14 protein-coding genes are annotated in these 16,009 nt (G+C 50.2%); 6 read left to right on the top strand and 8 right to left on the bottom strand.

The window, feature by feature from the left end; translation table 11 throughout:
- Positions 1-54: 54 nt before the first annotated feature.
- A complete protein-coding gene (waaA, locus tag CPH80_RS11620; RefSeq protein WP_096277959.1) occupies positions 55-1,308 on the bottom strand; it encodes a lipid IV(A) 3-deoxy-D-manno-octulosonic acid transferase in 1,254 nt (417 codons plus the stop codon).
- Positions 1,309-1,476: 168 nt separating this feature from the next.
- On the opposite strand from waaA, the gene CPH80_RS11625 reads away from it, so the two are divergent.
- A complete protein-coding gene (locus CPH80_RS11625) occupies positions 1,477-2,457 on the top strand; it encodes a mitochondrial fission ELM1 family protein (protein ID WP_096277961.1) in 981 nt (326 codons plus the stop codon).
- The gene (locus tag CPH80_RS11630; RefSeq protein WP_096277963.1) at positions 2,454-3,563 is read left to right on the top strand and encodes a glycosyltransferase family 4 protein; all 1,110 of its coding nucleotides are present in this window, start codon (positions 2,454-2,456) and stop codon (positions 3,561-3,563) included. Before CPH80_RS11625 ends, CPH80_RS11630 begins: the two co-directional genes overlap by 4 nt.
- Positions 3,564-3,577: 14 nt before the next feature.
- On the opposite strand, the gene CPH80_RS11635 is transcribed toward CPH80_RS11630, so the two are convergent.
- Positions 3,578-4,603: an ELM1/GtrOC1 family putative glycosyltransferase gene (locus CPH80_RS11635; protein ID WP_157746891.1), complete on the bottom strand. Its 1,026-nt coding sequence runs from the start codon at positions 4,601-4,603 to the stop codon at positions 3,578-3,580.
- Positions 4,600-5,622, bottom strand: a complete 1,023-nt coding sequence (locus CPH80_RS11640; RefSeq protein ID WP_096277967.1) for a glycosyltransferase — start codon at positions 5,620-5,622, stop codon at positions 4,600-4,602. Before CPH80_RS11640 ends, CPH80_RS11635 begins: the two co-directional genes overlap by 4 nt.
- Before the next feature lie 126 nt (positions 5,623-5,748).
- Between CPH80_RS11640 and CPH80_RS11645 the strand changes: the two genes are divergently transcribed.
- The 4 genes from CPH80_RS11645 to CPH80_RS11660 all read left to right on the top strand — a co-directional run bounded on the left by CPH80_RS11645 (position 5,749) and on the right by CPH80_RS11660 (position 11,444).
- Positions 5,749-7,164, top strand: coding sequence for a mannose-1-phosphate guanylyltransferase/mannose-6-phosphate isomerase (locus CPH80_RS11645; protein ID WP_096277969.1), 1,416 nt, complete (start codon positions 5,749-5,751; stop codon positions 7,162-7,164).
- 9 nt (positions 7,165-7,173) lie between these two features.
- Positions 7,174-9,030 (top strand): DUF3413 domain-containing protein, encoded by a 1,857-nt coding sequence (locus CPH80_RS11650; RefSeq protein ID WP_096277971.1) that lies wholly within the window; start codon positions 7,174-7,176, stop codon positions 9,028-9,030.
- Positions 9,031-9,196: 166 nt separating this feature from the next.
- The gene (locus CPH80_RS11655; RefSeq protein ID WP_096277972.1) at positions 9,197-10,477 is read left to right on the top strand and encodes an O-antigen ligase family protein; all 1,281 of its coding nucleotides are present in this window, start codon (positions 9,197-9,199) and stop codon (positions 10,475-10,477) included.
- Positions 10,470-11,444: a hypothetical protein gene (locus tag CPH80_RS11660; protein WP_096277974.1), complete on the top strand. Its 975-nt coding sequence runs from the start codon at positions 10,470-10,472 to the stop codon at positions 11,442-11,444. The genes CPH80_RS11655 and CPH80_RS11660 overlap by 8 nt, the downstream gene beginning before the upstream one ends.
- 3 nt (positions 11,445-11,447) lie before the next feature.
- Here CPH80_RS11660 and pseI read toward each other — a convergent pair whose 3' ends face one another.
- From pseI to pseC, 5 genes are read right to left on the bottom strand one after another with little or no spacing between them, the layout of a single operon-like run.
- On the bottom strand, positions 11,448-12,512 hold the full coding sequence (gene pseI / locus CPH80_RS11665; protein WP_096277976.1) for a pseudaminic acid synthase: 1,065 nt from the start codon (positions 12,510-12,512) through the stop codon (positions 11,448-11,450).
- Complete coding sequence (gene pseH / locus CPH80_RS11670; protein ID WP_227520130.1) at positions 12,505-13,032, bottom strand: UDP-4-amino-4,6-dideoxy-N-acetyl-beta-L-altrosamine N-acetyltransferase; 528 nt, start codon at positions 13,030-13,032, stop codon at positions 12,505-12,507. The genes pseI and pseH overlap by 8 nt, the downstream gene beginning before the upstream one ends.
- Complete coding sequence (gene pseG, locus CPH80_RS11675) at positions 13,029-14,138, bottom strand: UDP-2,4-diacetamido-2,4,6-trideoxy-beta-L-altropyranose hydrolase (RefSeq protein ID WP_096277978.1); 1,110 nt, start codon at positions 14,136-14,138, stop codon at positions 13,029-13,031. Before pseG ends, pseH begins: the two co-directional genes overlap by 4 nt.
- Entirely contained in the window at positions 14,135-14,839 is a 705-nt protein-coding gene (gene pseF, locus CPH80_RS11680; RefSeq protein WP_096277980.1) for a pseudaminic acid cytidylyltransferase, read from the bottom strand. The genes pseG and pseF overlap by 4 nt, the downstream gene beginning before the upstream one ends.
- A complete protein-coding gene (pseC, locus tag CPH80_RS11685; RefSeq protein ID WP_096277982.1) occupies positions 14,840-16,009 on the bottom strand; it encodes a UDP-4-amino-4,6-dideoxy-N-acetyl-beta-L-altrosamine transaminase in 1,170 nt (389 codons plus the stop codon).

Here is a 16,009-nt window from a genome sequence, read left to right on the forward strand (position 1 = left end):
GCATTGATAAGGCGCAATTAAACGTAATGAATACCGGGTAAGGGGCGCGTGCCCCTATACCCGCTCAATAATCCCGTCGACCACCATGTCCAGCGCACCCCTGTTTTTGTTGACCACTAACAACGCCCTTTGGCCGCTGGCCCGGCGCTCATCGTCATCACCAAATAATGCCGAAAGATGTTGAAACAACTCATCGGAACCACCAACGATAACAACACCTCGGTCATCCAGAAGACGCTGATAAATGGTTTCAAAATTGAACACGTTGGGCCCGGAAATGACTGGAATACCCCATACTGCAGGTTCCAGCGGATTGTGGCCCCCTCGCTCAATTAGTGAGCCCCCTACAAACGCTGCATCACTGGCACCATAAAGCATCATCAGCTCGCCCATAGTATCCCCGAGATACACTTCAGCCCCCGCAAGTTCATCACCCTGGGACCGCTGGGCCAGAGAAAACCCCTGCCGGATGATTTGCTCTGCCACAGATTCAAAACGCTCAGGATGACGAGGGACGATTATCAGCAGAGCATTTGGGTAAGCCCCCAAAAGTTGGCGGTGCGCCGCCAGCAACTGAGCATCCTCTCCTTCATGAGTACTGCCGGCAATCCAGACCGGGCGGCCTGCCAACGATGCTCTGAACTGTAGCGATGCCTCACGCACATCCTCGGGGATATCCACATCAAATTTCACGCTGCCCGTAACATCAACCTTGGATGCCGCAACCCCAATCCGGCGAAAGCGCTCAGCGTCTTTTTCCGCCTGGGCAGCCACCCAACTGATACTGCGCATGATTGGCGCGACTAGACTTTTGACACGCTCATAACCCCGTGCAGAGCGTTCGGAAAGCCGCGCATTGATAAGGAAAACAGGAACTCGGCGGGATCGGCTTTGGCGTATCATGTTCGGCCATATTTCCGTTTCCATGATAACCAGAATCCTAGGATTGGCCCGGTTCAGAAACCGGCGTATCGACCCGGGTGTATCGTAGGGCGCGTAAGCATATTGAACCTGGTCACCGAACATTTTCATGGCTTGGGCTAAGCCCGTGTCCGTCATAGCCGTCATCAGAATGGTTATATCAGGGTTACGGGCGAGCAGGCGCCGAATCATGGGCGCAGCCGCAATGGTTTCGCCCACCGACACCGCATGCACCCAAACCACGGTACCGCTGGCCTGCGGCACGAAGCCCAAGCGTTGCCGCCAATTAATGCGCAGCTCAGGCGAGTGTCGGCCCTGCCACCATAATCGCAAAAGAATAAATGGCAATGCCAACCGTATAAGCTGTGAATAGATAAATTGAAGCACGCAAGACTCCCGGCAAATCGGTGCGGTATCATATCGCAAACCCTAATCATTTGCTTCCGACTGACCCTGCCGGGCAACATAGCCTGGCTAGCAACCTACTGAGTTCCCAGGATACGTTTTAAGTGAAGAAGAAATACCACAGCCAGACAAAAAACGACCCGGACTTTTATGGCGACAAATAACCTGCCAGCGGCGCCTGTAATATGGTTGCTCACAGACAACAAACCTGGGCATCGGAATCAACTGGAAGGCCTGGGCAACCGATTGCGAGTAAAAGCTGGCGCCAGCCTATACTGGGTCAACGCTCAGGATGTTAGCGTTCCATTATGGCGCGCACTGCTGGCGATACCCCCTGCACTGGACAAAGCGCTCCCCCACCCGGATTTGGTCATTGCCGCCGGCACGGGCACTCACAAGCTCCTGCTTTCTCTGCGACGGCTTAAAAATACCAAAACGCTGGTTCTCATGAAGCCCGGGTTCCCGCGCACATGGGTCGACGGAGCGATTATCCCCGCCCATGACGAGGTAGCCCAGAACCAGAAAACCCTGATAACACAGGGCGTTATAAATACCGTTACACCCCTGGCCAAAATTACTGACAAGCCCGAAGCCCTAATGCTACTCGGCGGGCCTTCCCCGCATTTTGACTGGGAAGATGACGTTGTTTTCGGGCAGATTACCCACCTGATTGGTGAGTATCCCCAATGGCGCTGGACAATCAGTGGCTCAAGGCGAACCCCAACTGCACTCAAGGCAAGGCTTGGTGAGCTGGCAGGCCCAAGAATCACCGTGGCAGACCCTGACGACACCCATGAAGACTGGCTAAACCACCGTGTTGCTGCATCTCGCGCAATTTGGGTAACCCCAGACAGCATGTCTATGGTATGCGAAGCTGCTACATCTGGTGTACCAACCGGGTTGCTTCAATTGCAGGAGCGCGCCGGTAGCCGTGTTGCAAGCGGCGTGCAGCGGCTGGTTGAAACAGGCTATGTGGCTCGCTGGAGTGATTATGCTACCGTAATGGGTGGCAAAACCGGCCAGGAGACGCCTCTATGGGAGGCTAACCGGGCCGCTCAATGGGTAATCCAGCGCTGGCTTACGCCAAGCACCGGCACCATGCAGAAGGGACAAAAGAGGAGCAACACTTGAGAATTCTTCAGGCATTGCCGGCCCTCTATAGTGGCGGTGTAGAAAGAGGAACCGTAGAGTTTGCCGCCGACCTTGTAAGGCACGGCCATGAATCGTTTGTCGTCTCTAACGGCGGCCCCTTGGCTGCGCGCCTTGAAGAACAAGGCTCAACGCATATTCAGATGCCCATTCATCGCAAATCACCTGCATCTTTTGGGCAGATTCGGCCCATGCGACGCCTGATTCGTGAACTGCAGCCAGACATTATTCACGTGCGCTCGCGCATGCCGGCCTGGATTGTTCGCTTAGCGTGGAAGGGGCTGCCGGCGCATCAGCGGCCTGCGATTGTTTCAACCTTCCACGGCATGTACTCCGTGAACCCTTATAGCGCCATCATGGCTAAATCTGACCATGTGATTGCGGTTTCAAATTGCGTGCGCAACTACGTTATCCAGAATTTTCAGGTTCCAGATCACAAACTGACCGTGATACAGCGCGGCGTGGATGTAGACTGCTTTCAGCAACGGGAGTTATGTGAACCATGGCAACAGGCTTTGTTTGCACAGTTCCCGCAGCTCAAAAACAAGCGCATTCTGATGATGCCAGGGCGCATCTCCCGATGGAAAGGCCAGTTGCAGTTTCTTGAGGCAATGGCGGAAATAACCCGCAAAGAGCCAGATTGCCACGGCATCATTGTTGGTGGAGTGGAGCCCGGCAAAGAGCGCTTTATGGGAGAACTTGAGCAGCAGCGGGCAAAACTCGGACTTGCCGACAAGGTGACCTTTCTTGGGCAGCGCGACGATATGGCAGAGCTGTATCTGTTCGCCGACCTGGTGTGCCACATGTCCACAAAGCCAGAACCCTTCGGTCGCACGGTCACAGAGGCGCTTTCATCCGGCACGCCCGTCGCTGCGTTTAACCGTGGCGGCGCGGCAGAAACCTTACAGGCATGCTTCCGTGACGGCCTTGTAACACCCGATGACACCCATGAGTTCGCCCGGGTGGCTATCACGCTGCTGAATGACAAGGCGCCGAATATTGAAATTCCGTACCGGTTTCGGCTGCAGGCGCAAACGAAGTCGACGCTCGACATATACCAGAGAGTAATGCAGCAAAATTTTGATTGAGTGCGCGCACGAAATCACCGCGGGCGTTGCAGGCAGGGGATCAGTTTTTCTAACTGGGAAAGCACCAAATCACTCGCGTGACCATCATTATTGGCGTTGGTTGGTAGGCTGGGCGTGCCCGAACCCAACCGGTGCACTTTGCAGTAGCCAGCCTTCTGAAAACGCTGAAGCGCTGTCTGATGTCGCTCAGATGGCTTCGCATTCTCTGGCTCTAGCACAACGGTTGGCTTTTGGCTCGCAATTGCCTCATTGACCATTGTCATGCTATCCGCCGTGACAAAGACTGCATCCGACGCGCCAAGGTAACTATTCATCACTCTTCTAGGCTCTTCACTCCACCAAACTGAATCTGCCAATAACGGCTGAGGCAACGCCCTTCTAAGCAATTGCTCACCCGCATAGCCAGTACGCCGCGAAGTGGTAACAAGCCACCTGCAATTATCCCGCTTGGATAATTGCCCAACAAGCTTACCAATATGCCCCCACGCGGCTTCATCATAAACAAAACCAACGCCATCACCGCCAACAATAAGGCTGTAAAGCGGTTGCCGAGGCTCTACCTGCAAGCTACCACGCAGAACCCACCCTCTATGCCTCTGATCGCTCAAGCTTGTTCCAGTTGGAACCAGATCCATAACGATGTTGTGAGGCTCCCGGGTTGGTTCGAGAGTTAAATGCGCAGAAAAGTCATTCGAATGCAGCCTACGTTTGGAGCCCAGAAAAATATTCGGCACCGACCACTTTCGCGCCAGCGCAATATTAAGGAACGAGGTGTTACCGCCAGCGGAAACGATCAAATCCGGCCGTGCACCCTCAACACCATTGCTTCGGTAAAAAGCCGCTCCAACGGCAGTGCCAAAGCCGCGCACCTTGAGCGCATAAGGCAACAAAAGGCGAGCCGCAGGTCTGGCACGTAAGCTGACCTGTTGCTCCGTGCAAACAAGTTCGCGATGCTTCGACAACCAATGCACCAGACCCCGCGCCTGATTGACGTGGCCGGGAACACCATCAGATAAAATCAATACCCTCAACTTAGTCACTTGGGGCTCATTACCTGTCGATAGATACTGTAAGTTTCTGCGACCATGTGATCTACCGCGAGTGCCTGCTGAGCCCATTGGAACAGGGAAGCCTGATCCTGCCTGACCGCCTCAAGATTCTGAGTCACGCGGGTGAGGCTGCCACTAAGCGCCTCAACATTGTCGCATTCAACCAAATACTCCGGCGGCAGCACCTCCTCAGCACCCGGTACTTTCGTAGACAATACCGGCAAACCACTGAGCAAGGCCTCTGCCAAAGCATAACTAAAACCCTCACGATGAGAGGCGAAAACAAGCAGATCGGCTGCCGGCATCATTCCCCGGACATCAGACCTGAAGCCTGCCAACTTAACGCACTGCTCCAAGCCACGCTGACGAATCAGCCCCTCCAACTTTTCTCGCTCAGCCCCGTCTCCAACAATAATTAACTGTCCATGGCTGGGCTGCCACGCTGAAATAAGATTATCAAATGCCTTGGTGGGCACCAACCGACCGACCGACAGAGATATTGGCTGATTTGGGTTTAGGTCGAAGAGCAGAGCCAGGGCGCTTCGATCAAATGCAGGCCCGGAATAAGAATTCATACCGTTATAAACAACGTGCAAATCCGGATGCGACAGGTTTGAGACCACTCCTTTGCTAACACCTATCACCGTGTGCATCCGAGAGAACATCCCCGTCGAACGCTTGCTGTTATGAATAGTACCAACCCTATGCCCGGGCACCATCGCCCGGATACGCGCCAGCATCTCAACAGCCTTGTTAGCCTGGGCATGGACAATATCCGGAGTTTCTTGCCGCAGAATCCAGGCGAGACGCCCTAAAAGAAGTGGATTGCGACGCCCCGCGCTGAGGTCGAGCGGAATAAACTTCACGGACGGCTCAAAGCGGTTTCTGTATTTTTCATGGCCTATGGCGACAACTTCACAGCCATACGCCGCCAAACCGTTGCTAAGCTCCACAAAATGACTCTCAAGCCCACCGTCTCCATCTCCGGCCATAACCTGACATACTTTCATCCGGAAACCCCTCTGTTACAGTCACGAGAATTGGCGCAACTCCACTGCCAGGCAAGAAAGCCTGTGGTAATATCTCGCCATTCAAAGATGCCAATGCTGACTGAAAGCTACGCCTGGAGCAATTGCATGATTCATCCCGTCATTATGGCTGGCGGCACCGGCTCTCGACTTTGGCCGCTGTCACGACAACTGAATCCAAAGCAATTTCTCAAACTGACAGACAGCCCGCTTTCGATGCTGCAATCGACAGTGGCCAGGCTTGACGGAATGGATGTACATGAGCCGCTCCTGATCTGCAATGAAGAGCACCGTTTCTTGGCTGCGGAACAAATGCGCCAATCTAGCCACGAGGATAGCTGCATTATCCTTGAACCCTGCGGTCGCAATACCGCTCCGGCTATTGCATTGGCAGCACTTCAGCTATGCGAGAACGCCGATGGCGATGACCCACTTATGCTGGTGCTTGCTGCTGATCACCTGATCAAAGATGTGCAGGCGTTTCAGGCAGGCGTGGCTAAGGCTGTACCTTTGGCAAAGGGAGGCAAGCTTGTCACCTTCGGCATCGTTCCCCACCAACCCGAAACCGGGTACGGCTATATACACCGGGGTAATGAACTCGCCGCGGATTGTTACTCCGTTGATGGCTTTGTGGAAAAGCCCGGCATTCAGACTGCCGAAGCTTACCTTGCATCCGGCGAGTACCTTTGGAACAGCGGTATGTTCCTGTTTGGAGCGCGGCAATACCTGACAGAGCTGGAGCTACACCGCCCTGACATTCTCTCTGCCTGCCGCGCAGCAATGACGGACACCAGTGCAGACTTTCACTTTATCCGAGTGAATTCGGAGCTGTTCTCTAAATGCCCGTCTGAGTCTGTGGATTATGCAGTCATGGAAAAAACCGATCATGCTGCGGTTGTGGCTCTGGACGCCGGGTGGAGCGACATCGGATCTTGGTCCGCCCTTTGGGATGTCAGCGACAAAGACTCGAATGGAAACAGCCTCGGCGGCGATGTGGTTGCTCACCAAACTCGCAACACGCTTGTTCGCTCAACTAACCGCCTTGTTGCGACGCTTGGTGTCGATGATCTTGTAATAATCGAAACCAAGGATGCCGTTCTTGTTGCCCACAAGGACAGCGTGCAGGATGTAAAAGCTGTGGTTGAGAAAATCTGCAATGATGGCCGACACGAGCACATGAATCATCGCGAAGTCTATCGCCCATGGGGTATATACGACTCCATAGACAAGGGCCCGCGCTACCAAGTAAAACGAATCACCGTAAAGCCCGGTGCCAAGCTTTCCGTTCAGATGCACCACCATCGCGCTGAGCATTGGATTGTAGTAAGTGGCACCGCAAGAGTGACCAACGGTGAAGAAACCTATCTGGTCACAGAAAATCAGTCCACATACATCCCGATAGGACAGGTGCACTCTCTGGAAAACCCAGGCGTTATTGATCTGGAACTAATTGAAGTGCAATCAGGCTCGTATATTGGTGAGGATGATATTGTTAGATACGAAGACCGGTACGGTAGAAAATAACAAATCTGTATGCAAATAAAACAACCTTCGCCTGACGCAGGTTTGCGCTCAAACTGGGCTTCATGGTTCATTTTTGCCAATGGTCTTCTATGTCTTCTGGTCGGATTACGCTTCCTCCCTTGGATGACCGTGCCCGATACCGCAACAGCAGCCTATGTGGCGCTGCTTCTACCTGGACAGTTCCTGCTTCTAGCCTGGCTGGCAGGCTTACCGTTGCTCGCTTTCAGCCTGATACTGCCTAAGCAGTCATTATCTGTAATCGCAGTGATCTACAGTAGCCTGGGCATCGCCCTGCTGCTCATTGATACAGTAATTTACTCCCTTTATCGCTTTCATCTTTCTGGCTTCGTACTGGAGCTTGCAATGGGGGCAGGCACAGAGATTTTTTCGTTCTCATGGAAACTGTGGGCCACCTCTCTCGGTATTTTTGTTGCCATACTCTTCGTCGAGAGCCTGCTAGCAGCTTTGATTTGGAGAAAAAGCCCCAAAGCGCAATGGTTGGGGACCGGATTTGCCATCATGTTGTTTATGCAGCTGGGCGCACACGGTTGGCACGCTTGGGCGGATGCGAACTACGACAGCCAGATAACCGGTATTACCCGGCATGTCCCGCTTTACTACGGGGCCACTGCCAAACGGTTTATGAGCCGGCACGAACTGATAGATCAAAATAAAGCCCGGAAAAACGAGACTGCTCAGTCACTAGCGCGAACAACTTCCGCGGGAGCTCTGAATTACCCCACTGAACCGCTAACGTGCAAGCAGCCGGCGCGCGCCCTCAATGTTCTACTGATTGTAATTGATGGGGCTCGATGGGATATGCTCGCGCCTGAATGGACACCCAATATCTATCAATTCACCAAAAATAGCCTCATATTCGATCAGCACTATAGTAACGGGAACGCTACCAAACCCGGCATTTTTACACTTTTCTACTCCCTGCCAGCCAGTTACTGGGACGCATTTACTACTGCAAAAAAACCACCCGTCGCGATCAGTCGGATGCAAGAACTTGGTTATCAAATGAAGATTTTGAGTTCGGCAACGCTCATCAGCCCCGCTTTTGACAAGAATGTTTTCTCATCCATTCCCGACATAAGGCTGCATACGCCCGGTGCTGAATCCTGGGACAGAGATGCTCAGATCACCGATGATTGGCTAGCGTTTACAAGCACCGAACGCCAAACGGACGATCCGTTTTTCGGGTTCCTTTTTTATGACACCACCCACAATCACGCCGTCCCTGATGATTATCCCGTAAAGTTCCAGCCCTATTGGGAAACGGTCAACAAGCTTGCACTTAACCAAGACTTTAATCCGGAACTCATCAAGAACAACTACAAATCGACTCTGCATTTGGTTGATAACCAAATCGGCCGAGTACTCGATGACCTGAGGGCCCGCAAGTTGCTGAACAGCACAGTCGTCATGATCACCGGCGACCACGGTCAGGAGTTTAACGAATACGGAATGAATTATTGGGGACATGGGAGTAATTTTGGCGAGTACCAATTGCGAGTACCCATGGTGGTACACTGGCCGGGGAAAACCAGTGCGCACATCGAGTACCGCACTGAGAACTTTGACATTGCCCCAACCCTAATGACTGAGGTTTTGGGCTGCGGGGCGTCGCCAGCCAGCACTTACGCAACAGGCAACGGTATGTTTAGCGAACGCCAAAGAGACTGGAGCATTGCCCACAGTTATATGGAATACGCCCTGCTTCTGGATGACCTGAACATCGTGAGAACCCCCTCCGGAGACGTCGACGTAATCGGCAACGATATGCAACGGATAACGGACTACACATTGAAACCCGGCATTACAAAACAGGTTCTCGATGAACTGTCCAGATTCTACAAATAGCAAGTTTTATTCAATTGAGTATCTCTGGAACAGCGGCAGAGGTATTTTGAGGAAAGCGCTCAGGCGCCCTCGAAAAAAGTGATACTGCACTTATTACATAAACTCAGACTTTATGCCTAAATGAGAAATATGGGCTAGAAATAATAATGAAAATTATGGATTTAAAATGAGCCACCTGAAAATTTTTTTTAAAACCTATGACCACTGGATAGCCAGCACTCGGGAATGGATTTTATTACTTACGTTTTTCACGCTACCATTATCAAAGAGTGCTCCGCTTATTCTTGTTTTTTTATTTACCGTTTTGTGGTTCATTGAGCTTTCAAAAAACAAACTGGCCCAGCTAAAAACAAACAATCTTAGTATCATATTAATAATTTTTTATCTTATACACCCATTATCACTCCTTTGGAGTAATAACATCAACTTCGGCATACAACGCTCCTTAGACTATGTCTGGATTTTATTTATTGCCATTGCGATTTCACAGTATAAAGGTGGAAAGTTTAGACCTTACCTTTCAAGCTTCGTTGCCGGTGCATCTATTCACGCGATGTTTTTCTACTTAGGATATTTCGACATTTTTAATATCTTAAATTCAACTATTAACGACCCTGCCATAAGTGGTAACAGGAACACGTATGGACCACTTATTGCCATAGCAAGCATCTCGATGATCTATCTGACAATAACAGGTACCTGGATCAGGTTTTATAAATTTTCGGGATTATTTCTGGCTTTATTACTTTTAATAACGGTACTTCTAAACACATCTCGGACAGGACATGCTGTACTAATAACCCTTAATTTAACCAGCATTTTTTACATTTCCGTCTTGAAGAAAAAAAGGCTATTAGGTGCGGTTGGCATTGCAGTTTTCCTCTCAACGATATTTGTGTCAGTCCAGTTTAGTGACGGCCTTCAGACGCGCATCTCTCAAGCAGCCAATGACATATACCTCTATGAAGCCAACCCATTAACCTCTACGGGAGTTCGAATAAGTTTTTATCAAAACACTATCGAGTTGCAATTGGAAAGATCTTTCACGGAACAGGTCATAGGCAGCGGAGTAGGTGACTATGTGAATGACTTCAATGCATTCATTGAAAAAAAACAAGAGACCTTACCCGGCTTAAGGAAAAGCAAAGAAGACGCTCAAGGATGGAATCGGTTTAGAGACCTTCACAGTCAATTCTTAATGAACCTTTTAAAATTCGGCTACGTTGGCATTCTCCTAATCATGGCCTTAACAATACTGCTCTATAATCAGCAGAAAAAAAATAGAGCTTTTATTATAACAGGATTTTTTATCAGCGTTTTTTTGGCCTTAATCGTTAACAGCTTATCTCAAAGTGCCATGGAGACAAGAGGGCTGGCCCCAACATACTTTCTAATATTAGGAATGTTTTTCACCAACCTTCATAAGAAAGAAAAAATTCATGGATAATATCTTATACATCTCTCAAAGCCCTCTTCAATTAATTAACAACATTGAGGCATATTTAAAATTAGAAAAAAGTCACGGAAAGCACTTGATCTTTGTTCGTGACGATCAGTCTATGGAAGCCATCGAATCAATCATTGATTTATTCGACCTGAAGAACTTCATTAAATACAAAATTAATAAATCGTTTAAATTTCTATTCCCATTTATTCTAAGCACCGAAGCTAGAACCAACTATCAAAAAATTTATTTCGGCAACACAACTTCTTACACCTCCTTCCTCATAAATAAAATTAAACCAAGGGAGCTTATACATGTAGACGATGGAACCAGGACAATCAACCTACTTCAATTAGATGACAACTCAAATTTTTTCAGAAAACCTATATTAAGATTTCTTAACAAGAGCTACTTAAAGAAAAGTACATTTTTCACTTATTATTCTCAGCAAGCAAAAGATTCAAAAAAAACCTGCATTGAGAATACTCTTAGCGAAACTAGTCACAACATTTCCAAGCTAAAAAATCTCAAAAAAATGGTACCAGCAAGCCAAAACCAAAAAATATTTATCGGGACAAACATCCTTAGCTCCTATGAAAACATTGAGCAAATTTTTGATCAACTAGATACACAGGTTGGCTTAGAAGACTGCATTTATCTCATGCATAGGTACGACGACGCTTCTTTAATGAGTTCTTTAGCACAACGGTATAATTTTCAAGCATTTAAAATCAACTTACCTATTGAGCTTTATTTTTTGTACCTTTGGAAAAAAAATCAGCCTAGTGTATGGACATTCGGATCAACCGCAATTGACACCCTGACCTTAATCAGTCCAGAAACAAAATTTAACATCATAAAGCTCAACAAGGATGGCTTTGCCAAATCAACCTTGGGGGAATCATTTAAACATCTTTATGAACATTTCGAACACAACCCAATGGTCACCTTGCATGAACTTACTAGTTAGCCGCTATAAATCTATTTTTTTGATCAGTTTTGTTTGAACGGCGGTGTTGGCGTTAATATCCTCCATGACTTTGGCTCCGATTATATTCATAAGCTCTTTCGGAGCCAATCCGTGACCAGGCCTCACACTCCTAACGCAATCAGACGTTATTATCTCGCCCGCCTTCATATCTTTCACGAAATACAATGAGCGACGGAACTGAGCGTTCCCTTTTTCGCTCGACTTTCGTCCGTAGTCTACTTTGCCTAATGACTTCCAAGCGGTTTTGCTATCCCGGCACAACGCGGCTAGATCCGCAGGCTCTAACGAAAAACTATCATCTGGCCCACCACCGTTTCTGTCTAGGGTAAAGTGCTTTTCAATAATTGATGCACCCAAAACCACACTTGCGATGGCTGTGGTGTTATCCAGTGTGTGATCAGACAACCCTGTCACCAACCCAAAGCGCTCCATCATGTCTGGTATGGTGTGGAGATTGTAGTCCTCCGCTGGGGCCGGGTATCCACTTACACAGTGGAGTATCGCCAATTCTTTACATCCACCGTCCCGCGCTGCCGTGATGGCTTCTTCAATTTCTTCTGCATCTGCCATACCCGTGGAGATGATCATTGGCTTGCCGGTAGCTGCCACGTAGCGGATAAGAGAAAGATCGACCGCTTCGAACGAGGCGATTTTGTATGCTGGGGCGTTCAGGTCTTCGAGTAAATCTACGGCGGTATTGTCGAAAGGTGAGCTAAAAATCGGAATGCCGACTTCATACGCATGCTCAAATAGGGGCTTGTGCCATTCCCATGGCATATGAGCCTCCTCATAAAGCTCATAAAGAGTACGACCATCCCAAAGGCCGCCCTTGATTTTGAATTCCTCTGCATCGGAATCCAGGGTAATGGTGTCCGGGCGGTAGGTTTGAAGCTTCACTGCATCCGCGCCAGCTTTAGCAGCTTCGCTGATGATTTTCAGTGCCGTTTCCAGCTTGCCGTTATGATTGGCTGAAAGTTCAGCAATGATATAGGGCGAATGATTTCGGGAAATCACCCGACCGGCGATTACAATTTTCGGTTCACTCATTATTCAAACCCTCAACCTTTGTTTGCCACTCATGCTTCAACAGACCAAAGCACGCAACATCATGAAATTCTTTACCATCAAAGTGTTGATCTCGAAGATTTCCTTCTTTGGTGAAGCCCTGCGCTTTGTGAAACGCTATCGACCGCTCGTTGAAGCCAAGTGCTTGGCCGCAAACCTTGTGCAGACCCAGTGTTCTGAACGCTATGGCCAACGCATGATTACCCAGTGATCGACCTGTGCCTTTCGGGGCATGAGGAGTAAGGTAGAATCCCCAGTCTGCCACTTCCGGGCATCGCGTTCTGGTGAAATTAATAAACCCCAGGCCTTCCCCATCCTTTTCATAAATCATTAGATCTATGGCCGGGTTAATACTTGCCCCGGCAAACCACTTACGGTGTTCATCCAGGCTAATCTCATGAGTGGTGTACATGTAACGACGAACCTCTGGATGATTGCGCCATTCCAACACTTGCTCGAGATCCCCTTCAGTCATAGTTCGAAGTCTGTATTCGTCGGTCATTGCGACCTCTCGGGCAAAGACATCATGGACTGCACAACGCAGGAGACACCCTTTCCACTGGTTATCCGTGCCGCAGCACTGCTCATTCGCCTCAGGCAATCTGGTTTTCTAACTTTGGCTAGCTCCGAAGGCAAAGCCGCCCGAGCCTCTTTGAGGTCAGCGACTGTTAGCACCGCCCCAGCCGCTTCAAGGGCGCTGGCTCCGGAAGCCTGGTTTTCGGCCAAAATTACCAGTACCGCAGGTAAACCCAAACAACAACGCTCCCAGGAAGTCCCCCCCGCAGCGCCAATCGATAAATCCGCCAGACACATCCGCTCAGCCATATCACAGACATTCACGTTAACTGTTGCCTTGAAGGGCAATCGAGAAGCCTGGTCCGTAACCTCCTGCAGATAGGGAGCAGCCGAGCCCATGATGATATCCAGGTGGGTGTCACTAGGCAGGGTTGTTTCAGCCAAGGCATCTAGAACTTGCCCGGTTACGTTGGTTCGATCCACGCCGCCTAAGGAGATCAGGATACGCTTTATCTCTGACTGCGCCCGGCGTTTCAGGCTGCGCTCCCGTAGTTCAGCAAATTCCGGGCGCAACAGTGCATATTCCGGCCCAATCAATCGCATACAATCTTTCGGCACCCACCCATCGTAGTCAGAAGCATTGCGGCCAAGGTTCTGATCCAGCAGTAATGCACACGTATGGCTTCGATTCGCCAGATCGTCAATCACCAAAATTCGACCGCCCAACTTGGCTACTTCCCGCTCCCAGCACGCATCCAGGGCGTAGTGGTCTACAACCAGCCAGTCAGCTTTGAATGGCATAAGAGCTTCAACGGTCTGTTCTACATCTTGCTGCCAAGTTACACCTAACCAATCCGCATAGGTAGTCGGTTCTTTGCGTGCTGAATCAAACCCAGGGGCACCATCAGTTGGCAACATGGTGAGTTCGTATCCTTTGCCTGAAATCAACGCACCCAAGTGGCCCTTATGCTCACGACAAATAAACTGGCACTCGTGCCCCCGTCCGGTCAGCTCATCAGCCAGAGTAAGGCACCGCATAATGTGGCCGGTGCCAATCTGAACGGAGGCATCGGCGCGAAAGGCAATCTTCACTGCAAACCACCTGCGGCCTGCATCACCCGGAACATCCACTCTGCCCGGGCCCAGTCTTCGGGGGTATCGATATCTTGCACCCGATGACGCGGGAGTTTTACAGGAACGGACGCTTCACTAAAAATTGCTCGCTCTTCCTGCCAGGCCTGAGCTGTACCCCAGTAAAACTGCCCCGCATCGTGCCAGGCTTCTTCTAGATCCTGTGAGCGGGTGCTGAAATGCTCTGGGTTGAGCATGGCTACTCGGCCGCTTTCAGTAATACGAACAGCTCGTTGTATCGGGAATGCATAACTGGTTACGGAAAAAGCGTAACTGCATTTGGACTGCTGAATCAATTCCCAGCCACGGCGGAGGTCGCCTGAGGTAACAAAGGGGGCGGTGGCGTATAGGCAACAGGCATAATCTACCACCGCGCCGTGCTCACTAAGCCATTCCACCGCGTGACGAATAACCGGTAAGGTTCCAGCATAATCATCGGACAATTCTGGAGGCCGCATAAAAGGGACTGTCGCACCCCAGTCCCTGGCAACATTAGCAATCTCGGCATCATCCGTAGAGACAATGACCTTATCAAAACACCCACTCGCCTTAGCTGCCTCGATGGACCAGGCAATCATAGGCTTGCCATGAAACACTTTAATGTTCTTGCGGGGAATGCGCTTGCTGCCGCCTCGAGCGGGGATGATGGCTACACGATGCATTCAATCTTCGCCTCCAGCCAAAGCATGCCTTAACGCACTAACAACTTGATCCTGCTGGTCGTCCGTCAAACCTTGGTACATCGGTATACTAATCGCCTCACGGTAGTAAACCATCGCCTCTGGAAAATCTTCCGCCTCAAAGCCCATAGCTTGATAATACGGCTGAGTATGCACAGGGATGTAGTGCAGGTTTACACCAATACCCTGCTCACGGAGAGATTCGAATACTTGACGATGTAACTTACTGATCTTGTTTAGTTGTAGGCGAATAACATACAGGTGTAAGCCGGAATAGCTGTCTGGATGCTGCCAAGGTATCGTTACAGGTAAGGTTGCCAGCAATTCATCGTATCGTTTTGCCAACTCATGCCTGCGAGCTACAAAGGCATCCAGTCGATCCACTTGGCTCACGCCCAAGGCTGCCTGCAGTTCCGTCATCCGATAGTTGAAGCCAAGATCCACCTGCTGATAATACCAGGGGCCGTCTGGCTCACTGGTCATCAGGGCCGGGTCTCGAGTAATACCATGGCTGCGCAGCAGGTTCATTTTTTCAGCCAACGCTGCATCGTTTGTAAGCGCCATACCACCTTCGGCCGTAGTCACAATTTTGACCGGGTGGAAACTGAACACGGTTATGTCGCTGTAGCGGCAATTGCCGATAAACTCGCCCTGGTATTTTCCACCAATCGCGTGGGAGGCATCTTCAATGACTTTGAAACCATACTCTGTCGCGAGAGCGCCAATGGCTTTCATATCGCACGGCTGGCCGCACAAGTGAACCGCCACAACCACCTTGGGTAGCCGGTTTTCCTTTTTTGCCAGTTCAAGCTTTGCCTTCAGGGCCATTGGGCACAGGTTGTAGGTTTGCGGGTCTATGTCGACAAAATCGATCTTTGATCCGCAATACAGCCCACAGTTGGCAGAGGCCACAAAGGTAACGGGGGTGGTCCATAGCCAGTCGCCGTGCTTAAGGCCAAGTGCCAAGCAGGCGATGTGCAGAGCGGAGGTTGCGCTGTTCACTGCCAAAGCATGATCGGCACCTACATGGCTCGCAACGGTTTGCTCAAACTTCGGCACCATGGGGCCCTGAGTCAAAAAATCCGACGTCAAAACCGCCACTACCGCATCGATGTCAGCTTGGTTAATGTCCTGCTTACCGTAAGGAATCAT

The organism is Marinobacter sp. LV10R510-11A, from assembly GCF_900215155.1.
Taxonomy (GTDB): Bacteria; Pseudomonadota; Gammaproteobacteria; order Pseudomonadales; family Oleiphilaceae; genus Marinobacter.